Here is a 21534-nt window from a genome sequence, read left to right on the forward strand (position 1 = left end):
GAGCCGATGACCACCTTGAACAAAGCACTAACCCGCCCTGCCGCCATTATGGGTATCCCTCTCGTTCCGTTCGTGATCGTCAGCGGGGCGATCGTCCTGCTGTCGGTTTACACCAGCTATTACCTTACCTTGTTATTAATCCCTGCCTGGCTGGAAATGAAGGCAAAAGCCCGAACGGATATTCATTATTTCGGACTGCTGTGGCTGGCCTTTAAAACCCGTGGGAGATTTGCCACGAATCGCTATTTCGGTGCCAATGCAGTGCTGGCAAACCACTATGACGCCGTCGATGTTTCGGAGTTTACCGATAAGATGAAATTAAACGAGCGCATCACGCTGGATAAATACATTCCTTACTCCTCCCACATTCATCCTCACATCATAAGAAATCGCTCCAGTGATTTAGTCGCTACGTGGGAATTGGGCGGCACTGTGTTTGAATGTGAGGATGAACATCATCTGACATTGCTGGCAAGCCACCTTAACAACCTGATCCGCTCGTATGAAGGGCTACCTATCACCTTCTATATCCACCGCATACGGGAGAAATATCAGGATGGCTTTGAGGCCAGTTCGGGCATTCCCTTTTCAGATGAAGTCACGGAACGCTATTACCAGCCACTAAAAGAGAAACCACTCTGGCGGCATCGGCTGTTTTTCACCATCTGTTATGCCCCTTTCTCCACGCTGGAAAAAAAAGTCATGAAGACGCAGCCAGCCGGAAAAAGGAAAGCGGCGCTGGATGATGCTCTGAAAGGGATGCTGGAGCACCATGAAGCCATCAACACCGCCCTGTCACGTTACGTGACAACACCATTGGGCCTCTATGAGGAAAAGGGTCGGGTTTACTCTTCGCAACTGGCTTTCTACCATCGCCTGATGGCGGGGAAATGGCAGAACGTGGCAGTGACGAGCACACCGTTTTATCACACACTCAGCACGCCGGATGTGTTCTTCACTACCGATACCGCCGAATGTCAGACGGTGGGCAGCTCCCGTTTTTTCCGCAGTCTGGAAATTAAAGACTATTCACCGGAGACCTATACCGGGCTGCTGGATGCGCTGCTGTATGCTGAAAGCGAGTATGTCCTGACGCAATCTTTCACCTGTATGGCACGGGATGAAGCGCAAAATCATATCCGACTGGCGGAAAAACGGCTGAATTCAACCGACGATGACGCCATTTCACAGCGTGAGGAATTGATCGTCTTACGCGATCTGCTCCAGTCCGGGCATGTGTCTTGTGGCAAGTATCACTTCTCCCTATTGGTCTCGTCCGCCAACGCCGATCAGGTGGTAAAGGAGACCAATGCACTGGCTCAGCCTTTTAACGATCTAGGTATCATGACATCCCTGTCTACGTTGTCGTTACCTGCCGCTTATCTGGCTCAACTCCCCGGCGTCTACTCGCTGCGACCACGTCTGGTAGTGGTCAGTAGTCAAAACTACGCGGATATGGGGAGTCTGCATAACTTTCATCCTCACAAACGTCACGGCAATCCGTGGGGTGAGGCTATCGCCATCCTGAAATCCCCCGGTGGTGGCGGTTATTATCTGAACCTGCATGACAGTCAGGCAGGACGAAATGACTTCAATGAGAAAACGCCGGGTAATACCGCCATCATCGGTAAAACAGGTTCAGGAAAGACTTTACTGATGACGATGATGAAACAGCTCATGCAGAAGTACCGCAATCCGGCGACATTCTCCGCTTCTGCCACCATCAAACGGCTGACCACCGTTTACTTTGATAAAGACAGAGCGGCGGAGATGTCGATCCGCCAGATGGGCGGGCGCTATTTCCGTATCCGGACCGGTATCCCTACCGGATTCAACCCGTTCTCACTTCCGCCTACCCGGCGGAATATCAGCTTTATCAAGCGGCTGCTCCGGATGCTGTGCCGTCGTGACGGTAAGCCACTCGATCCCCGCGATGAAGAGCGTATCAGCACTGCGGTGGACACCATCATGCTGGACTATCCGCCGGAATATCGCCGTTATGGTATTACCCGACTGTTGGAAGTGTTGCCCGAACCTCCGACCAAAGAGGCACGGACCAACGGTCTGCGTATACGCCTGAAACAGTGGGCGCAGGGCGGTGAATTCGGCTGGGTGTTCGATAACGAGGAGGACACATTCAACATCAGCAATATTGATAACTTTGGTATCGACGGTACGGAATTCCTGGATGATGACGACATACGTGGGCCGATCACCTTCTACCTGCTCTATCGCGTCACCAGTCTGTTGGATGGTCGCCGACTGGTAATGTTCATGGATGAATTCTGGAAATGGCTGGCGGATGTCGAGTTTTCTAAATTCTCCCTCAATATGCTCAAAGTGATCCGCAAGCTGAACGGCATTTTTATCCCCGCTACCCAGTCGCCCGATGAAATCGTCAGACATCCCATCGCTCCGGCGATTATTGAGCAGTGCAGCACGCAAATCTTTCTCGCTAACCCCAAAGCCAGCCGTGCGGATTACGTGGAGAAAATGAAAGTCCCTGAAAGCGTTTACGACATTGTTCGCAACCTTGATCCGAGCGAGCACTATATGGTTGTCCTGAAAACACCACTGCGTGCTGGTGAAACTCGCCCGTTTGTCGCCATGGCAAGGATGGATTTATCGGGCCTCGGAAACATCACCAAAATCCTGAGCGGCAGCGAAGACAACCTGAAAATATTTGATGCCATTTATCAGGAAGGCATGTCACCCAGAGACTGGAAAGAAATGTTTCTTAAGCAGGCAATCTGATATTCACCCCGGAGATCATCACCATGCAGACCAGAAAAATATTTCTGGCGTTATCGCTATTGATGTCTACACCAGCGATAAGTGCCGGTATCCCGGTATTTGATGCCGCCAGTAATACCGAGTCGATTAACCAATGGATACAGAAACTCCAGCAATGGCAGGAAACGGTCACTCACTATAAAAGCGAGCTTGATGCCTATAAGCAGCAATTAGCGACCGCAACAGGTATACGAGATATTCAGGGATTTCTCCGCGAGGCGAAAAGCCTAAAAAACGATATCGAGCATCTCCGTAAAAATGGTATTTCACTGGATGACCTGCTGACCAACTCAAACGGTTATTATTCTTCTGACCTTCAGCGCCTATATAAAAAATATCAATCGTTCGATATTTGTAATCAGTCCAGTTCATCGCAACGTTATCTGGAAAGTTGCAAACAACTTGTTCTCAATAAGGCGGTCTCAATTGAGAGTACCAGCGATGTTCAAAACAAGATTAATAGCACATTAAACGATATATCAGACTTATCCGACCGTATTGCCAACGCCAAAGACTCGAAAGAGTCACAGGACCTGGCTAACGCGGTAGCAGCCAAAAGCGTACAATTGAACGCATTAACCAGCCAATGGGAAATGTCGGTCAAACAGGCTGAACAGCGATCCGTGATGTTGACTCAACAACGGCAAAAAGCATTCAATGAACAACAACTCGCCGCTCCGATTCCTGACCTTAACCATTGAGAGGGTAAGAATGAAAACGTCACTTTGCATTTTTACAGTTATTTTAGGCTCATTATTTCTGTCGGGGTGTGACAACCCGAAATCAACGCAATGGTACAAAGAACATCCGGATGAAATGAACCAGCGATATAAAGCGTGTGAATCATCCGGCGATGACTCCCAAGATTGCAAAAATGCACGAGAAGCGCGATTTGAACTCCGTCAGGAAAATGCCAAGGTTCCCGATTTGAATTAAAGGGGTAATCTATGTCAGGTGGTATGTTTGTTGGAATGAACAACACGATCACTGACGGTTTACATGCCGTACTGCGGGGACAAACCTCCGTGTACGGCGATATGGTAAGCGTTATTACCGTCAGTTCCTTCACGTTATTTGTCATTTATCGGGGTTATCAAACCCTGGCTGGAAAACTCCAAACGCCTGTAGAAGATGTCATATGGGATGTCGGGCGAATGCTATTAATCATGACGTTCGTTTTAAATCTCGATGGTTGGTTGGATTTAGCCATTTCGGCCATTAACGGATTAACCGACGGCGTCAGCGGTGATGACAACGTCTGGGTGTTACTGGATACCGTCTGGGCGAAAGCGCAAATGATAGGACAAAAGCTTTATCAACAGGATGATTCCACCTATGTAAAACTCAACGGCGGTATTGCCCAACTGCTGGTCTGGGGAGGTGCAATCGTCACTCTGCTCTTTGGTTCGGCAGTTAACCTGTTAGCCGGAATTATCATTGTATTAATGACCACCACTGCACCGTTATTTATTTTCTGCCTGCTGTATGGATTCCTTATTCCAATGTTTAACAACTGGCTGAAAATTATCTTCACGGTGATCCTGACGATTATGTTTTCCGCGTTATCCATCAGGATTGTCATTAATTATCTCAATGGCTTATTAGATAAAGCGGTTAACTTTGCAGATAGCGCCAATATCATCACACTGGGTGTTCAGTGCTGCGTTGCGGGTGTTATTTCCGGTGTCATTATCTGGTTTTCAGCCAAAATCGCGAATGCACTAGGCGGCGTAGCCGTTCAAGCAGCACTACAGGGTGCCGCTATGGGCGGTCTACGTGGGCTGGCTAAACCGTCTTCTGACGCAGCGAAACCGGTCATGAAAGCCGGTGCGACAGGTGCGCGACTTGCGACAAAAGCGGGCGTCAGCGCCGCTACTGCAACAGGTTCACTTATCGCCGCAGGCACCAGCAAAGCCCTATCCGCATGGCAAAAACGTGCGGCGTCTATCGATAGCATGAAACGTTTCAACCAACAGCGTAACCGCTAATCCCCTCCTAACGCAGTCTCTCCACCGCGTGCCGTGGCAACCGCCGCCGGTACGGCATTTCTGTCTTCGACAAACATAGGTATCGATATGAAATCCAGCCTCGTCTTTCTGATGCTGTGCGTCCTCACGGGCTGTGCGCAGCATCGGCACGACCTCCCGCCGGTATCTGGCGATCCTCAACCAGTTAATTCTCCCGCAATTATTCAGGAGCTGACAAAGCATGTCTGAAACAGAAAACATCATTGCGTCATCCCGTGCCTTTGAATCTGTCCTGCTGGAAAAGGATGAACGGGAAAAAAGGATAGCGTGGCGAATAGCAGCCATAGGGTTTTCTCTGGCCGCAATGGCGATCACCGCACTGATCATTCTGCTACCGCTGAAAACCACCGAAATCGAATTATGGTCGGTGGATAAACAGACCGGGCGCTATGAATATATGACCCGGATTAAAGAGCAGAGTATTTCCACAGAGAAAGCACTGGCTCAGGCGTTAGCGGCGCATTACGTCAGGCTCCGCGAGGGCTATAACTATTTTGCTCTCCAGCGCGATTATGACGATGTGCAGTTATTCAACAGCGACAGTGTGAACCGGGATTATCTCGACGGGTTTAACAGCAATCAGGCACCCGATGTCATTTTCAATAAAGCGGAATATGTCGTATCTATCGACATTATCTCCAACGTTCACGCGACCGCGACAGCGCCTGACCATCTGGCAACCCTACGCATTAAACGGACTATCCGCCGCATTGTCGATAACTCGGTTAAAACAGATGTCTGGAACATCCGGCTGACTTATCGCTACCTCCCACGAAAACAACTTACAGACAGCCAGCGAGAAGTGAATCCGCTGGGGTTCATTGTGACCAGCTATCAGCGCGATAAAGAACTGAGAGGTGAATGATGCTGAAAAAAACAGTGATTTTGTGGCTCCTTCTGATGTCATCCACAGCCTGGAGCGCGGCAATACCGCGCAGCAGCACCTATGACAGCCGAATGCAAAATGTCACCTATAACAGCCAAAATGCGACTATCGTCAACACCCGCCCCGGCTACCTCACCACACTCCTGTTTGATGACGATGAAGAAGTCATCGACGCACAAGCGGGTTTTCCAAAGGGCTGGAAAGTCACAAAAAGCGATAACCGGGTAGCTGTCAGCCCAAACCCTATAACCCAACCGGTAACCGATGATAACGGCAACAACGTCAATAAAGTGTTTCTGCCAACGGCGAGCGAGTGGAGAACCAATCTCTTTGTCGTGACATCAAAGCGCGATTACAGTCTGGAACTGAACGTACTGGAGAATGACTCGCCTTCACAGGCCTTTATTATTCGTTTTCGCTATCCGGATGACGAGCGCAGGCGATCAGAGGCAGCCAGCGCAGCGCGTCTGAAACTCCTGCGTGAAACACAGGAAAAGCAGCAGATAACGACAGCATTTGAGCAGGTTACCACGCCGCGTAACTGGCTTTATACCAAGCGAGTCGCTGCCGGTTCAGCGTCCATTGCACCTGATTTCGCTTACGATGATGGCCGCTTTATCTATCTCGGTTTTTCTCCCGTCAAAATCCTTCCGTCTATCTTCCGGGTCGTTAACGGGCAGGAACAGACTGTAACACCCCGCATAACCAAACACGGAAACTACACCGTGGTCGTCGTGCGGGCAATGTCTCCACAGTTGGTGTTGCGCTATGGCGGTTCGGTAGTCGGGATTGAGAATACGTCATTCGGCAACGCCACCGTTGGCAGCGGTGACACCGTTTCACCTGTCGTCACACTGGAGGCCAGATGACTGATAAAGCAGACTCAGAGACAACGGAAAAAACCGTGGCGGAGCTGGAGGCTGAAGCCCGTGAACGCGCCCGTTCAACGATGGCGAGTCAGGCACCAGAGCAAAACACACCTCCCGGCCAACCTGAAGTGACCCGCTTCAAAAAAGCCTCCAGCCGCCGGACGCTGGTGGTCAGCCTGCTGAGTCTGGGCGCACTGATTGCACTGGCATTGGGTGGAGATCGCTTCCTTGTCGCATTAAAGCAAAGCGATAATCAGTCGGTTGAAACCCCAGCACCGCCATCAGCCAGTACAGGGCAACATGAGCGTAAAAACCTCGGTATGGACAACAATCCGTTCGGGCTATTCGGTCAGGACAAACAGGAAACCGCAACAGATAATCACCCAATACAGACGGCATCACCGTCAGAGCCACCTGCTTTAAATAAGGCGGCGGCACTGGTCGATAGCTCAAGTAGTGCCGCTGAGTCCACACAACGCGGTAATACTCAGGCTTCACAAATTGCACCTTCCGGCACGCAGAGCAAAGACACACCTGCAACCATGTCAGGCACAGAGACTAACGACGCCAATCCCGGTGTCGCAAAAGTGACCAGCGTCAGGCGACTGGATCTCGATCCCAATCTTTACCTGCCAGTTGATCGTTATATTCCGTGCTCGATGATGCGGCGTTTTGTCTCTGATGTGGGCGGTCGTATTTCCTGCCTTATCGGCGAAGATGTCTATAGCGCTAACAATCACGTGAAGTTGCTCCCTGCCGGAAGCGTCGCCAGAGGCATCTACCGCACCGGGGCGCTGCAACATGGCCGGAGCCGAATGTTTGTCATTTGGACGGAATTACGCACACCGGAACCCGGCAGCCTGCAAATCCCGCTGATTGATACCGAAGCCACCGGCCCGTTGGGTGAGGCTGGAATTAGCGGATGGATTGATACCCATTTCTGGGAACGGTTCGGCAATGCGTTGATGTTGAGCACCGTACAAGATGTGGCTGCCGCCGCATCAGATTCAGCTCCGGGGAAAGACCGCAATACCGATTACACCGAAAACACCCGCTCTGCCGCGTCAGAAATGGCGAAAACGGCGTTAGAAAACAGCATCAATATCCCGCCCACGATGTACCTCAATCAGGGCGATGTGATCGGCATCATGACCGGTACGGATATCGACTTCTCTTCCGTTTATCAACTGCGTCTAAAAAAGAGGTGGTATGAACGCTGAAAACCTGTCGCTGGATTTTATGAAAAACCAGTTGTTCGGCGATTATCTCAAACTGGATGGCCTGACGGAAATCGCCATTAACCGCCCCGGAGAGATCCACACCAAAATAAACGGTCGATGGCAGAAGCATGATTCTCCGGTTACGTTACGTCAGTGCCATGCTTTTGCCAAAGCACTGGCCTCATGGAATGAGGACAATATCGATGATACCTCCCCTATCCTTTCCGCCACATTAGGATCAGGTGAACGTGTCCAGACTATTATTCCCCCAGCCTGTGAGCGGGATACTGTATCTATTACGCTGCGAAACCCGTCATTTGAGCAGAAAACACATCAGTCCTGGATTGATGCCGGTTTTTATAATCGGATAGCCGGTAAGGAGAGAAATGAAGGTAAAGATGATGAACTGACCAGATGCTACAACAATGGTGATATTCCCCACTTTATCGAAAAGGCCGTCGAGTACGGTAAAACGATCTTTATTGTTGGTGAAACCGGCTCTGGTAAAACCACCTATATGAAGACGTTGCTGCACTATATTCCGTCACATCTCAGGCTAACCACGATTGAAGATAATCCTGAAATCCGTTTTTACTACCACGCTAATTATGTTCATCTGTTTTACCCGGCGGATGCCGGAGACGAGGCGATTATCACACCCGGCAGACTTATCAGAGCGAATTATCGAATGAATCCAGATCGGATTCTGCTGGCGGAAATTCGTGGGCGGGAAGCGTGGGATGCGCTGAAAATTATCGGTTCAGGGCATGAAGGCCTTATCACCTCCCTGCACGCAGGCAGCCCGGAAGAGTGTATTGAAGGGATCATTGACCGCTGTTATGAGAACCCTGACTGCAAAAATATCCCGTTCGATGTGCTGTTACGCAAGGTGCTTAAATGCGTGGATATCATCGTCAGCGTAGATATTCACGGTGATATTCGTCGGATGGGAGATATTTATTTCAAACCTGTACACCTTCATCAAATGAAGAAATCATTCAGATAGATGAACCGTTAAAGCCCCCTCATTCCCAATAAAGGTATTTGATATGAGAACAATCATATTCACAGCCTGCCTTTTCTGCATAAATTTTTTACTGCCCTCTTCCGTAATGGCTGCTGATGCCTGTGAGATTGTTTTATGTCTGTACGGTAAGACAACCGGTAATAGTGGAGGAAATGAATGTCAGTCGGCTGAACGATCTTTCTTTAATATTGTGAAAAAGAACAGACACGGATTTCAACCTAATCGTACCGCCGACGCCCGAAGAAACTTATTGATAGAATGCAAATCAGCCGAGCCGAAAATAATCGACCAGATAATTAATAAATTTGGCCGTTTGCGTAATTGAACTAAAAGAAAAACAGCAATAACAATATCTGAATTGTTACCGCTCCCCCTGTCAAATTTGGATGGCAAACTCGGCACCGGTCGACGATTTTAGGCTTTTAATTTTATGCGAATAGCAGAAATTTAAAAGTGGTGTAAGGCGAGTAAATTCAATTTCAAAGAAATTGCTAATTTGCGTCGCCGAACCCATCTGCAAACAGCCGCGCCCACGCGGATTTTGCAGACCGGGGGAGCCGAATAAATTTCGCCGCCCCAGCGAGCGAAAAGCTATCGCCCACGATAGCGGTTTATTTGGGGGGCATAGCCCCGCACACCGTCGCTGCTAAGTCTCCGGCCAAAAGCCGGTAGCGTGGCGCGACCAACTCCTTTAAAGGTCAGCTTCCCTTTTATTCACGCTGCGAGGAACGAGCAAAGGGAATAAAAAGGCGAAAGCGACCGTCTTAAAGGGGTTGGTCGCGCGTAGCGGGCGACGGTGTGCCGCCTTTGACCTCGGGGGTTTTGGCGTGGCGTCCAGCCACGACATTACCCCCATGTGACATGCAGTGAGAGCGTCCAGCCCGAGCGTAATGTCACACGCCGTTGCCCGTCATTCGGGCGTTTCAGGGGACTGACGACCACAGGTCGGCTGTTTTCTGAAAGCGCGGATAACGGGCATGAGCGCCGGAGGCGTTCAGTGCTTTTCATCCTTTTATGGGCGTCATCGATGAGCGTCGCGTATGGGCGTGGGGTGTGACGTCCATCGGTGACGCCCATATGATGCGCCCGCCACACCGAAATCAGACCGGAGATCACTGCAATGGGAACTCATCTGATGCAAAGGCTGAATGCCTTTTCGGATGCATTTTCTTTTTTTCTGCTCTGGCTGCAATACAACCCGGTAATATTGTCCATATTTGCCGGGCTGACGCTGCCATTCATTTTTCATCTGCCACGTGAAGAAAGAAAAAATGCCCCCTTCTGGTTAAAATCGGTGGCGGGTGTATCCACCTTCTTTTTCATATTCGGCACCCTGTCACCGCTGACTATTCAGGGGCTGAGTTTTTTCTTTCAAGTACTCGACAATAACATTCTGCTCAGATTATCACTCTGGATACTGACGGTCGGATTTACGTTTGCCGGTCTGGCTTTTCATATTACTGTCCGAAGGCTGCTGGCCGGAGAAGTCGACAGTCTGAAACACCGGATGATTAAAAAAAGTAAACTGGAAAGAAATGTCAGAACGGATGTTCGTGAAGTCAGGGACATGTTGCCTGACAGCATTGCGTATAATCCGCTGGATTATATTGACCTGAATAACGGTATCTTTATCGGGCTGGACAAAGATGATCAGCCGCAATATATCACCACTGAAGAATTTCAAACTCAACACGCCGACCTTATCGGCACCACAGGGTCTGGCAAAGGTGTCAGTGCCTGTGTGCTGCTTTATCAGGCAATACTTTCAGGTGAAGGCGTATTTGTCGAAGATCCTAAAAATGATGAATGGGCACCGCATGTACTGCGGGAAGCCTGTCAGAAAGCGGGAAAACAATTTGTCCTCATTAACCTGAATGACCTTCATTTCCAGCTTGATTTACTGGTTGATATTTCTCATGAACAACTGGAGGAGCTGTTTAATGCCGGTTTCAGCCTGGGTAAAAAAGGCGAAGGCGCTGACTTTTACCGTATCGCCGATCGCCGTGCAGCCAGAAATACGGCAGCTATTTATGAAAAGGGAATGACGTTATGCGACTTATTTAACACTGATTTTGTGAAATCCATTAGTGAAGATGTGCCTGCTTTTTATGGTGAGCTTGAGGAAATTGCCTTAGTGAATTCCATTAATGCCCGCAACGGATTTTCATTAAAGACCATTTTTGATAAGGGCGGATGCTGCTATATCATCGGCTCGATGCGTAATCAGAAAATCATATCGGCTCAGCGCATGATATTAACCCGCCTGATTCAGATAGCCGAAACGCGTGACCGGATAAAAGGCAAACCTCGTCCTGTCGCTATTTTCCTTGATGAACTCAAGTATCACCTGTCCCGCCCTGCGCTTGAGGGGCTTGGCGCGGCAAGAGATAAAGGCGTGCATATCATCATGGCCCACCAGTCGGTTAAAGATTTATATGACTGCCCGGCAGATCTGGAGGGTGATGCCGTTGCCGGTTCGGTGATTGAGAACTGCAAGTTTATGCTGGTTTATCGCCTCCGCGATCCGGATACCGCCGACTGGGTGGCAAGAATGACCGGCTCTATTCTGGTTGATGATGAAATGAGGAAAGTAAAAACGGATATCTCCCTGACGGAGAAAATAGAAACTGACAGGATGATCCGCCAGGCTGAGAGATATTATATAGACAGCAACATGTTGCTTAACCTCCCAAAATTTGTTGGTTTTGTTTTTACCCAGAATGATCTGGCGAAGGCAACCAAACTATTCCACATACCGGTAAAAAAGCAATATATCGACCTGCTTTCGTTTGAACATAAACAAAACCTGCATACCGAAAAAGAAAGCCAGACCCGCAAACCCTCTATCAACCTGTGAGGCTATCAATGCTTGTTCATAACGTTGCTGAAAGAAATGAAGCCGCAAAGCGGAGAATGCGGGCATTGCTGTATTTTCTCAAGGAAGAAACATTCTCTGATTTTCGGACCTTAAAAAAAGTTGTCGGTTATAAAGGAAAACATAACCATGCGATGTATAACCTGCTTAATAAAGCGGTTGCAATGGGTCTCCTGAATAAACATGAGTATCCGGTATTGACCGGGAAAAAATCATTGTGGGGGATCACCATGCAGGGACTGGCAATGGTGGTTAGCGCTAGTGACAACGTTTTTCCCGCCTATTTTGAGCCGGGAAAACTTAGACACTCGACGCTGGAACATCGACTGTTAAACCAGCGGGTCAGGATCGCGCTTGAAGAAAAAGGCGGTACAGGCTGGCTGAACGGCGATCGGGGAGAGTTTATGTCGCGGTACCCGGGTGTCCGGCACCGACCTGATGGCATTATTACCTTAAGCAGCGGTGCCATCGTCGCAGTGGAAACAGAGCGGTCGATGAAAACCCGCGCCCGTTACATCAGTATTATTGGCAGTCATCTGACAGCCAGCGACGCCGGGCGCTGGCACTATGCGATGTATGTGATGCCGGATGATAAAACCAAGGAGTCGCTGATCAGGCTGTTTGCCAGCATCAGGACGGTGATGAGAAACAGTGTGCCCGTTCCGTTTGATGCGAAAAACCGCGAGATGTTTCTGTTCCGCACAATTGATGAACTGGAAAATAGTATCAGTGATAAGCAGAAGTCCCCCTCTTCATCAGTGGGTGGCGATGACGGGAGGGACTGCCATGCATGACGTTTTGACTCATGGTGACTGCCTTGACGTACTGCGCAGTATGCCGGACAACTCTGTGGACAGCATAGTGACCGACCCGCCCTATGGTATTAAATTCATGGGTAAGACATGGGACTATGATGTCCCCTCACAAGCCATCTGGAAAGAATGTCTGCGTGTAATCAAACCCGGCGGTCATCTGATGTCGTTCGCGGGATCCCGCACTCAACACCGGATGGCAGCGCGTATTGAGGATGCGGGCTTTGAAATACGTGACATGATTGTATTTCTCTACGAGACCAATAATGCTGCCAGGGTACTCATCGAAAGTTTATCGTCGGATCAGCTCAAATTGCTGGACGCGACATTTGGACGTGACGGAATGCTGGGCTGGGTATACGGTTCGGGTTTTCCTAAATCTCACCACGCGTTAAAGCCCGCACTGGAGCCGATTACCCTTGCCCGTAAGCCATTCAGGGGGTCTATAGCATCGAACCTATGCGAGCATAGTACCGGCACTCTGAACATCAGCAGGTGCAGGATCCCTCTGGCAGAAGGAGAATCCCCCTATGATTACCCTAATGGGCCGGGTGGTTCGGATCCTAACCACATGTGGCGAGGCAGAAATAAAGGTGATGGCGGTATGGCTAAGCAAGGAAACCCTTTTGGGCGCTGGCCAGCCAATCTTATCCATGATGGCAGTGACGCAGTGCTTGCCAGATTCCGGGATACCCCTCAACAGCTAGAAATTAGCAGCGCCAGTCGGTTCTTTTATTGTGCAAAAGCCAGTAAAAAAGACCGTGGTGAGGGTAACAATCATCCGTGTGTAAAGCCCACCGAACTGATGCGTTACCTTTGCCGCCTGGTTACGCCTCCGGGCGGCACTGTACTTGATCCCTTTATGGGGAGTGGAAGCACCGGCAAAGCTGCGGCGATGGAAGGTTTCTGTTTCATCGGTATCGAGCGAGAAGTGGATTATGTGGAAATTGCTCGCGGGCGTATTGCGGCAGCACGGAGTACCACTGCTCATTCAGGTGATACAGGAAGGGATATTGATAATTGAAGCCGGGTTAAATGCCTCTAAGAGTGTGTTAGCTCAGATTTGAGCTGACACTTTTATGGTTCAAGGCCATTACCTCATCTGACTGGCAACTTTGTGCCAGAAGCAGACATTGGTTGTTCATGTGGGTAAATACTAATAGTTGTTTATTTTCGCCATAAAACAGGTTCGCGTTGAGCAAATAAACAGGCAACACTCATTTGTTGCTGAAGAAGGTCAAAGTCAAGACAATTTAGGTACTTAGGGTAGAACAACCTAAAAACAAATGGCCAGAAAAAAGTAATAATATACCAGCACGCTGTTAGTAACAGGAGTATTAATCAATTGTAGTTAATATTTATCAATAAGTTAACGCTAGTATATTATCTGTTAGAACTAGTGGATGTGTGCCGACACGATATGAGCATGTCAAGCTTTACCCTCGGTCCCACACTCCGTACAGTAATGTCTGCGCGACAAAATGAACCGTTCAGTCGCGTGGATGGGGGTAATGAATGAGGTGGTCAGTTTTACCTTCGCTGCAGGTGGTTTTGTAGGATGGATCGTGGCGAAGCGCGCCCCAACGAACTGATTGAAGCTAAGGTCAATGAGCATTGCATAAATCAACGCAGTGTAAATTTAAAGCACCAGTCTAATGCTCAGGCTGGCAAAAAAATCAAAAAAATGGATCGATACGAACATGATAGACAGCGTACAGACTGAAACGACCGAGGGAAAAATCATCATTAACTTGTTTGCGCCCAATCTTCCGGGCAGTACCAAAGAAGATGATCTCATTCAGAAATCTCTGCGTGATCAGTTGGTCGAGAGTATTCGGAACTCGGTTACCTCTCCTGAAACCGATAAGTCTGCTGGGCTAACGCGGTTTATTGATGAGTCCGGTCGTAATGTATTTTTTGTGGATGGTACTCGCGGTGCGGGTAAAACCACTTTTATCAATAGCGTGGTCAAATCTCTGAACAGTGACAAAGGTGATGTCAATGTCAGCATCAAGTGTTTGCCAACCATCGACCCTACCAAGTTGCCGCGTCATGAACCCATTTTGGTCACTGTGACTGCCCGTCTGAATAAAATGGTGTCCGACAAGTTAAAAGGATGCTGGTCGTCGAATGACCATAAAAAACAAAAAGAACAATGGCAGAATCACCTTGCGCAGCTCCAGCGTGGTTTACATCTGCTCACAGACAAGGAATATAAGCCGGAATATTTCAGTGATGCTTTGAAGCTGGATGCCCAGCTTGATTACTCCATTGGTGGCCAGGATTTGTCAGAAATCTTTGAGAAGCTGGTTGAACGTGCATGTGAAATTCTCGGCTGCAAGGCCATTTTGATCTCGTTTGATGATATTGATACTCAGTTTGAAGCGGGGTGGGATGTACTTGAATCTATTCGTAAATTCTTTAATAGCCAGAAATTGTTGGTGGTGGCGACAGGTGACTTGCGGCTATATTCGCAATTGATTCGCGGTAAGCAATACGAAAATTACAGCAAAACTTTGCTCGATCAGGAAAAAGAGAGCGCCCGCTTAGCCGAGCGGGGCTATATGGTTGAACACCTTGAACAGCAATATTTATTAAAACTTTTTCCGGTACAAAAGCGTATTCAACTGAAAACTATGTTGCAACTGGTCGGCGAAAAGGGAAAAGGCGGTAAAGAGAATATTAAGGTTAAAACTAAGCTTGACATGCAGGATATTGCTGCCATAGATGTCCGGCAAGCGATTGGCGATGCTGTTAGGGAAGGCCTTAATTTGAGAGAGGGCTCTGATGCAGACATGTATGTGAATGAATTGCTGAAGCAGCCAGTGCGGTTGTTGATGCAGGTGCTTCAGGATTTCTACACCAAAAAATATCATGCTACATCGGTAAAACATGATGGTAAACAAGGCAGCAATGAAAGATCTGATGAGTTATCAGTTCCGAATTTACTTAGAAATGCCTTATATGGTTCGATGCTAAGCAGCATTTATCGAGCTGGGTTAAATTATGAACAACATCGATTTGGTATGGATTCGCTCTGTAAGGATATATTTACCTATGTAAAGCAGGATCGTGATTTTAATACCGGATTTTATTTGCGGCCTCAGTCTGAAAGTGAAGCATTAAGAAATTGCTCTATTTACTTAGCCTCTCAGGTAAGTGAAAACTGTCAGGGTAGTCTGTCTAAATTTTTACAGATGCTTTTAGTTGGTTGTGGTTCCGTCAGCATATTCAATCAATTTGTGACCGAGTTAGCACAGGCTGAAAATGATAGAGAAAAATTCGACCAGATTGTTAGTGAATATGTAGCTTATATGTCTGTTGGCAGAATTGAAAGCGCCTCACATTGGGCTAATCGATGTTGTGCTGTGGTTGCCAACAACCCTAATGATGAAAAGGTTGGCGTTTTTCTTGGCATGGTGCAGTTAAATCGTAAATCACGCCAAAAGATGCCCGAGGGTTACAAAAAATTTAACATTGATACTGAAAATGGTTTGGCAAAAGCCGCAATGGCGGCTTCCTTGAGTACGGTAGCTTCAAATAACCTTATGGATTTCAGTAGTGTTTTTAATCTGATTGGTGCCATTGCAGATATCTCTGCATGTCGTCGTGAAAAACCTGCCATTACCAATGCTTTTAATAAAGTTGTAGCTCAGACAACATGTATTGTTCCCCCATGGAGCGAGGCTGCTGCTCGTGCAGAAATGAAAGGCTCAAGTAAAAGGGCGGATAAAGATGCTGCTGTTTTGGATGTTGACCTTGATCCCATGGATGATGAAGCAACTGATGACAGTCAACAGGATGACAATCAGCAGGATGGCACATCGGAATTTTCTGATGCCATTACAAAAGTAGAGCAATGGCTTAATAAAGTAAATGAAATTGAGATTGAAATTCGTCCGTCGGCACTTTTGATTGGTAAAGTATGGACTCGGTTCTATTTCAACCTTAATAATGTGGCTGATCAGCATAAAACCAGGCTCTATAAAGATGCAGAGCATGGACTAATGGCCAGTCAATCAAATGCTGCGAAAATTATGCGTTTTAATGTTTTGGCTTTTCTTCATGCGGTATTGGTTGAAGAGAGTTTATATCATTCAGTTAGTAATGGGGAATATATTGGTGAAGGGTTAAGACTAAATCCAGTCACTTCGGTTGATGAGTTTGAGAAAAAGATAAATGTTATGAATGGAAAATTGAAAGTGGATAAGAAAAAATGGAAAGATACCCATCCATTGTTTTTCTTATTAATTAGCTGTCCAATTCTACATCCGTTCATTTTTCCTGTAGGGGGGGTTAATTGTTCAGCCAAAGCACTGAGCAAGGAAGTAAGTTTCCTTAAACTGATTGGTGAGATTGTTGGCGATAAATTACTTTCCGAAGAAGAATGGGATTATTTATCTGAAAATGATAATCGAAAAAGAAGCATTAAACAGCAGGCGTCTCAAAACACTATAACATCCCTGAATTCTTCCACAATCGTTGGAGCATCATACGATAAGGCTACACCAGCTAGGAAAACTAAGTTGCCTTCAATAAGTGACAACGTATAAAAATAATAATGGCCTTCGTATAAGGATTGGGTATGGAAAGGTTTCTTCTTAACTCGGCATTGCTGTTGGATCGGCTGAGCACCGTCTCGTTAAATGAGATATCACTTGATGACAGGGTGGAGTCATCCGTGTTCCTTACTCAATACGAACAAACGCGTAGTTTGCCTGATCATGTAGCCAAGTCGGCTTGGTCATCCCTGGAACAGCGACTCAAACAGCGAAATATGAAACTTGGTCCAGTAGCGGCCTTGCGCCTAATCGCTGAAAAATTTGTTAAAAACGAGAAAGACGGACCTAGAACCGATCTTGCTTTGTTCTCGGAATGGCAAACGCTGATGAGCCGAGTGTCGTGCCTGCCAATTATGGCGTGTCATCAGGTCTTTAACTCTGGGCCTGCCAGCCAGGAATATAGTTTTCGCTGGCCCTTATACCCATATCATCCGACGGTTGAGGACTACATTACCCGCGAACGCCTACACGAAACTCACCAACATCTGAATGGCAGTACCAGTGCGGAAGAGTGTTGGCTGGATGCACTCAAGCACCCAGAAGTTAGCATCAGAGATTTTGATAAGGGCTGGGCATCTCAAGAGATGAAACAACTCTGCGCCCAGATTGACCCCTCTCTGACGCCTGAAATCTTCAAGGATCGTTTGCAAATCGCTAGCAATATTCGCGAAATTCTTTGTCGGGTCGCCCAGGGCGTTGAGTTACCAGAGTGGATAGCATCAATGCAGAATCCGCAGCAGTTAGCGGATAGCACAATTCTGCATTATGACCAGGAGTATGGGTTTGCGACGGTTTGGCCAACTGACGACAAATACAGTCAGGAGTCTGAATTTTGCTGGCTAACCGCGTTGTTGGAAAAATGGCGGTATGGTGCGCCCGAAGGATTGGAACGACTGCTTTGGATTTACCTTCTGATTCAAAATCAGTACCTGACCTTACTGGTTCAGCGAGACGATTTTTTCGGTTTTGATCAGTTCCAGAAATACACCATGACGGAGCTGAGAGAAGAAACCGAGAAATCTTATTTGTCTCGTTTCAAACATGCGCATGGCGCCGGTGTGTATTCTCAGGTGCGTTATCTGGAAGGACGTTTTGCTCCGAAGAGCGACCCCAGCAAAATGCAAAAATTGATCTTCAGTGTGTTAAGAGGGTATTGGGAATACCTGAGTGCTCATATGCCTCTTGAATGGGTGCATGATAAGCCGCTGACTGTGTCGCAAGTACTCGATAATCTCGAACGGGTTGAAACTAATGGCAAGTGTGCAGAGCTGGCGCTAGTGCCGCACTTTATCAAAAGAAAGCCAAAAAAGGGAGAGGTTTATCCTTACGCATTACTATTCAAGGACCTGAAGAATCAGGCCGCTATCTTGATGGACATGCTGAAGCATGAGCCGCGCTTAACACGCTGGATTCGAGGAGTGGATGCTGCTGCTAATGAGATGCATGCTCCACCAGAGTTGTTTGGACCTTTGTTCAGGGTGCTGGCTAAATCGGGTGTTGCTCATTTTACCTATCATGTTGGCGAGGACTTCCCGCATCTGATCAGTGGTATTCGATCAATTGATGATGCCTTGAGGTTTTTGCCGTTGCGGAATGGCGACCGTCTTGGTCACTGCACGGCGATTGGCATCACACCTGGCATCTGGAAACGCTCTTTGCCATTGTCTTTGTCCATGACCAAAGAAACGCGACTGCTCGATTTGATATTTATCTGGCGGGAACTTCGAAGTCATCCGGAACTGCTGCGTTACGCTAGTGATGCAGCGATTGAAGCGGTTCATTTGGCCCATGAGGTATTTTCACTGGAAGAAGAAATTTCGATTACCACCCTTGATCAGGTGTTTGAGTTGCGGGGGATGTTGGCTGAATCGGAAGGCCTACTGGGTGAACTGGATGGGCCATTAAAACCCAGATCCCTATGGTTGGAAGAGTACGAGCGCGCCAGAGAGTTGGCTGAAACGGCAGGTATTAAAAGGCCGCTGAAGTTGTATAAGCAATGGCTTACATCTGACAATGCGCAAAAGCAGCGTGCTGAATATGTTGAAGTTGCCCTGGAATATTTGCCGGATGAAGCAGTTATTGCATTACAACAAGCTGTAATGGCAAAAATGGCAGACCGAAACATTGCGATAGAATGCCCTCCAACCAGCAATACTCGCATAAGTCAGTATCGAGATGTCAGCGAACATCATATCTTTCGCTGGATAGGCTTGCCGGGTGAGGCGGTTGAAGGTGACGTCCCTATGTCTATTTGTTTGGGATCTGATGATCCGGGGATCTTTGCAGCGGATTTGAAATCCGAGTTCTATCATTTGTTCGTTGTGTTAACCCGAAAGTTCGGTTTGTCGCCAGCGGAGGCTTTGAGAAAGGTGGCAGAGGTGAACGAGAATGGGCGGATTTATCGCTTTCATGATGTCAGCTAGCATGTATACATCGAGATTCTGTAATTGTTCAAGACCCGCAGGGCTCATTGGTACCCCTCTATAAGATATTGTCGCGGAGCTGGGAAATATGTTTCTCGGTCGACATTTAACTCCCGAAGATCATTTTGCTTGTTAGCCTGGGAGAGAGTTTTGTCGTCTATGCATATGGCCTTTCATTGCAATCTGTATCAAAGAAGCTATTGATATCACCCGCAAATGGCCTTGGGTCAACGGTGCCACGCCGCCAAGGCCCCTAAATTAGGCTATTTATCAATTCTATATATCTTAATGAGTTACAATAGCTAACGAACAATTAGACGGGCACACCGGATACTCAGAGCGCACAATGAGTTCGGCACATAACAAAACAAGCCAATCGGACTACTTTGCCGCACGCTGCATTGAACGTTAACGTCCGCTTCTCGCTCGTTGCCGACTGTCAGGATGAATCGTGTTTTAATAGAGAACACAGCCAGATCAAGTCTGAGCCAATACATTTAAAGGGTTGACGGGCTCTTTGCCGCCCGCCCCGCAGCCTGCGAATTTTCCTGGCATCTGGTGCCAGGAAAATTCGCAGTGGAATAATACCCCCTAGCACCACACCTACTTCGCCCACTGCTTTAAGCCACATGCCATTGCGGCTTCTTGCCCCTGCCCTCAGGCTTTATCCATTAAATAACGATGCGCTTTTGATGCCGCACTGGCAGCTTTGAAAATATAGCGTTTGTCGTTTTTCAGTGCATTCAGCCAGGAAGCAATATAGCTTTCGTGCTGGACCTCTCCGACCATCCCCAAATCCGCCATCAGGAACGCGCTTCCCAACTCGGCGATCAACTCCTCAAAAGCATAATCCTCACTGCCAAATTTACCTTTAATCTTACGATTCAGGCGGCCTTTGCCACCACTCCAGTGCACCAACTCATGCAGGGCGGTAGCGTAGAAATTAGGTGCATCTGAAAACAGTTGGCGCTTCGGTAGCCAGACTTCATCAGTTGAGGGTTGGAAAAAGGCGTTTTGTCCTTGCTCGATAATGTTTGCGCCGCTATTCCGGAACAGATTTTCAGCCTCAGGCAAAGGGTCAAAGGTTTCTTCTGAGCTGACTGTTTCAGTTGTCAGCGGAAGACCATCAATTTGTTCAATATTGAACACGTTGAAGGTTTTCAGCATCGGGATCCGGTCAATTTCGCCGTCTTCGTTTTCCTTCTCTAAGGTTGTATAGAAAATAGCTGTAGTACCGTGCTCACCTTTGCGAACCTGTCCGCCTACTGCCTGTGCTTGTTTGTAGGTCATCCAGCGTGAATCATCAAAGCCCTGTTTTGACGCGCTGCACCACAACAGCATGATATTGATTCCGCTATACGCGATGCCGGTTGCGAAGTTGGAAGGCAACCCAGACATGCCCGACACTCGTTGCCACGGGCAAGACCACGGTTTTACACCGGCTTCAAGCGCTACAATAATGTTGTCAGTGATGGTCTGATAAATATCTGTTCTGGTTTGAGAAAATTTCGTTTTTGAGGAGCCTGACTGCTCCAGCGGGGATACGCTGGTCGCCACTGCGGTGTTAGGGGCGCTAGTCTGGGTGGTATGCAGGGAAATGTTCATGTCTTTTCTCCGTCAGTGGTGTAATTTTCGTCTTCGTATCGCCTGACGGTTCGCTTTCCCGGCATCGTTCCGGCACGCAAAGGCGCAGAATGCGTGCCATTTACCCTTGCGGGACGGGTTGTGCTGGGAAACGATTAACCGGAAGCTGATACGAGAACGGAAATCACGCGGGAGAAAAAACCACCCCTGTATAGCCGGACGTAGCGCCCCTTGGTTCGCCGCGGTGAAAATAGACTGGTGGTAATGAGTCGGGGATTGGCACTGACAGGAATTTCTTGTTGGTGATAGCATGTTTTTCTGTCGGGCGAAACGATCCTGATAACCGGGATGGTTTGTTCTTAAATTGTCTCGTTCCGGCATCAATCATAACCTGGTCTAGGCCGTCTCCTTATTGAGCACCGCCTACAGTCTATCTACCACCACTCGGATCCGGGG

General features: G+C 48.0%; 15 protein-coding genes. 14 read left to right on the top strand and 1 reads right to left on the bottom strand.

Going from position 1 to position 21534, the window contains the following annotated elements; translation table 11 throughout:
- The first annotated feature begins 6 nt into the window (after nucleotides 1-6).
- From DUT67_RS13895 to DUT67_RS13960, 14 genes are all read left to right on the top strand, one after another.
- Nucleotides 7-2754, top strand: coding sequence for a VirB3 family type IV secretion system protein (locus DUT67_RS13895; protein ID WP_113631734.1), 2748 nt, complete (start codon nucleotides 7-9; stop codon nucleotides 2752-2754).
- Nucleotides 2755-2777: 23 nt separating this feature from the next.
- A complete protein-coding gene (locus DUT67_RS13900) occupies nucleotides 2778-3494 on the top strand; it encodes a type IV secretion system protein (RefSeq protein ID WP_113631735.1) in 717 nt (238 codons plus the stop codon).
- A gap of 10 nt (nucleotides 3495-3504) precedes the next feature.
- Complete coding sequence (locus tag DUT67_RS13905; RefSeq protein WP_039551199.1) at nucleotides 3505-3729, top strand: EexN family lipoprotein; 225 nt, start codon at nucleotides 3505-3507, stop codon at nucleotides 3727-3729.
- Nucleotides 3730-3740: 11 nt separating this feature from the next.
- A complete protein-coding gene (locus DUT67_RS13910) occupies nucleotides 3741-4781 on the top strand; it encodes a type IV secretion system protein (protein WP_113631736.1) in 1041 nt (346 codons plus the stop codon).
- 220 nt (nucleotides 4782-5001) lie between these two features.
- Complete coding sequence (locus tag DUT67_RS13915; protein WP_039558378.1) at nucleotides 5002-5685, top strand: virB8 family protein; 684 nt, start codon at nucleotides 5002-5004, stop codon at nucleotides 5683-5685.
- Nucleotides 5685-6575 carry a P-type conjugative transfer protein VirB9 gene (gene virB9, locus DUT67_RS13920; RefSeq protein WP_113631815.1) on the top strand — a complete coding sequence of 297 codons (891 nt, stop codon included), beginning with the start codon at nucleotides 5685-5687 and terminating at the stop codon, nucleotides 6573-6575. The genes DUT67_RS13915 and virB9 overlap by 1 nt, the downstream gene beginning before the upstream one ends.
- The gene (virB10, locus tag DUT67_RS13925; protein ID WP_113631737.1) at nucleotides 6572-7795 is read left to right on the top strand and encodes a VirB10/TraB/TrbI family type IV secretion system protein; all 1224 of its coding nucleotides are present in this window, start codon (nucleotides 6572-6574) and stop codon (nucleotides 7793-7795) included. Before virB9 ends, virB10 begins: the two co-directional genes overlap by 4 nt.
- Entirely contained in the window at nucleotides 7785-8801 is a 1017-nt protein-coding gene (gene virB11, locus DUT67_RS13930; protein ID WP_113631738.1) for a P-type DNA transfer ATPase VirB11, read from the top strand. Before virB10 ends, virB11 begins: the two co-directional genes overlap by 11 nt.
- Nucleotides 8802-8844: 43 nt before the next feature.
- The gene (locus DUT67_RS13935) at nucleotides 8845-9147 is read left to right on the top strand and encodes a TrbM/KikA/MpfK family conjugal transfer protein (RefSeq protein WP_113631739.1); all 303 of its coding nucleotides are present in this window, start codon (nucleotides 8845-8847) and stop codon (nucleotides 9145-9147) included.
- 795 nt (nucleotides 9148-9942) lie between these two features.
- The gene (locus DUT67_RS13940; RefSeq protein WP_113631740.1) at nucleotides 9943-11679 is read left to right on the top strand and encodes a type IV secretory system conjugative DNA transfer family protein; all 1737 of its coding nucleotides are present in this window, start codon (nucleotides 9943-9945) and stop codon (nucleotides 11677-11679) included.
- A gap of 8 nt (nucleotides 11680-11687) precedes the next feature.
- On the top strand, nucleotides 11688-12491 hold the full coding sequence (mobC, locus tag DUT67_RS13945; protein WP_113631741.1) for a MobC family replication-relaxation protein: 804 nt from the start codon (nucleotides 11688-11690) through the stop codon (nucleotides 12489-12491).
- Nucleotides 12484-13533, top strand: coding sequence for a site-specific DNA-methyltransferase (locus tag DUT67_RS13950; RefSeq protein ID WP_113631742.1), 1050 nt, complete (start codon nucleotides 12484-12486; stop codon nucleotides 13531-13533). The genes mobC and DUT67_RS13950 overlap by 8 nt, the downstream gene beginning before the upstream one ends.
- Nucleotides 13534-14209: 676 nt before the next feature.
- Nucleotides 14210-17062: an archaeal ATPase gene (locus DUT67_RS13955; RefSeq protein WP_113631816.1), complete on the top strand. Its 2853-nt coding sequence runs from the start codon at nucleotides 14210-14212 to the stop codon at nucleotides 17060-17062.
- Between the two features lie 32 nt (nucleotides 17063-17094).
- Nucleotides 17095-19494, top strand: coding sequence for an adenosine deaminase (locus DUT67_RS13960; protein WP_113631743.1), 2400 nt, complete (start codon nucleotides 17095-17097; stop codon nucleotides 19492-19494).
- Between the two features lie 657 nt (nucleotides 19495-20151).
- Here the strand turns inward: DUT67_RS13960 and DUT67_RS13965 are convergent.
- Entirely contained in the window at nucleotides 20152-21099 is a 948-nt protein-coding gene (locus tag DUT67_RS13965) for an ArdC family protein (RefSeq protein WP_113631744.1), read from the bottom strand.
- Between the last annotated feature and the right edge of the window lie 435 nt (nucleotides 21100-21534).

This window comes from Pectobacterium peruviense (genome assembly GCF_003312355.2).
In the GTDB taxonomy this organism is placed as follows: Bacteria; Pseudomonadota; Gammaproteobacteria; order Enterobacterales; family Enterobacteriaceae; genus Pectobacterium; species Pectobacterium peruviense.

Excerpts from the sequence above, each read along its gene's own strand:
- DUT67_RS13895 (WP_113631734.1), top strand. The coding sequence starts at position 7 with ATGACCACCTTGAACAAAGCACTAACCCGCCCTGCCGCCATTATGGGT.
- DUT67_RS13900 (WP_113631735.1), top strand. The coding sequence starts at position 2,778 with ATGCAGACCAGAAAAATATTTCTGGCGTTATCGCTATTGATGTCTACA.
- DUT67_RS13905 (WP_039551199.1), top strand. The coding sequence starts at position 3,505 with ATGAAAACGTCACTTTGCATTTTTACAGTTATTTTAGGCTCATTATTT.
- DUT67_RS13910 (WP_113631736.1), top strand. The coding sequence starts at position 3,741 with ATGTCAGGTGGTATGTTTGTTGGAATGAACAACACGATCACTGACGGT.
- DUT67_RS13915 (WP_039558378.1), top strand. The coding sequence starts at position 5,002 with ATGTCTGAAACAGAAAACATCATTGCGTCATCCCGTGCCTTTGAATCT.
- virB9 (WP_113631815.1), top strand. The coding sequence starts at position 5,685 with ATGCTGAAAAAAACAGTGATTTTGTGGCTCCTTCTGATGTCATCCACA.
- virB10 (WP_113631737.1), top strand. The coding sequence starts at position 6,572 with ATGACTGATAAAGCAGACTCAGAGACAACGGAAAAAACCGTGGCGGAG.
- virB11 (WP_113631738.1), top strand. The coding sequence starts at position 7,785 with ATGAACGCTGAAAACCTGTCGCTGGATTTTATGAAAAACCAGTTGTTC.
- DUT67_RS13935 (WP_113631739.1), top strand. The coding sequence starts at position 8,845 with ATGAGAACAATCATATTCACAGCCTGCCTTTTCTGCATAAATTTTTTA.
- DUT67_RS13940 (WP_113631740.1), top strand. The coding sequence starts at position 9,943 with ATGGGAACTCATCTGATGCAAAGGCTGAATGCCTTTTCGGATGCATTT.
- mobC (WP_113631741.1), top strand. The coding sequence starts at position 11,688 with ATGCTTGTTCATAACGTTGCTGAAAGAAATGAAGCCGCAAAGCGGAGA.
- DUT67_RS13950 (WP_113631742.1), top strand. The coding sequence starts at position 12,484 with ATGCATGACGTTTTGACTCATGGTGACTGCCTTGACGTACTGCGCAGT.
- DUT67_RS13955 (WP_113631816.1), top strand. The coding sequence starts at position 14,210 with ATGATAGACAGCGTACAGACTGAAACGACCGAGGGAAAAATCATCATT.
- DUT67_RS13960 (WP_113631743.1), top strand. The coding sequence starts at position 17,095 with ATGGAAAGGTTTCTTCTTAACTCGGCATTGCTGTTGGATCGGCTGAGC.
- DUT67_RS13965 (WP_113631744.1), bottom strand. The coding sequence starts at position 21,099 with ATGAACATTTCCCTGCATACCACCCAGACTAGCGCCCCTAACACCGCA.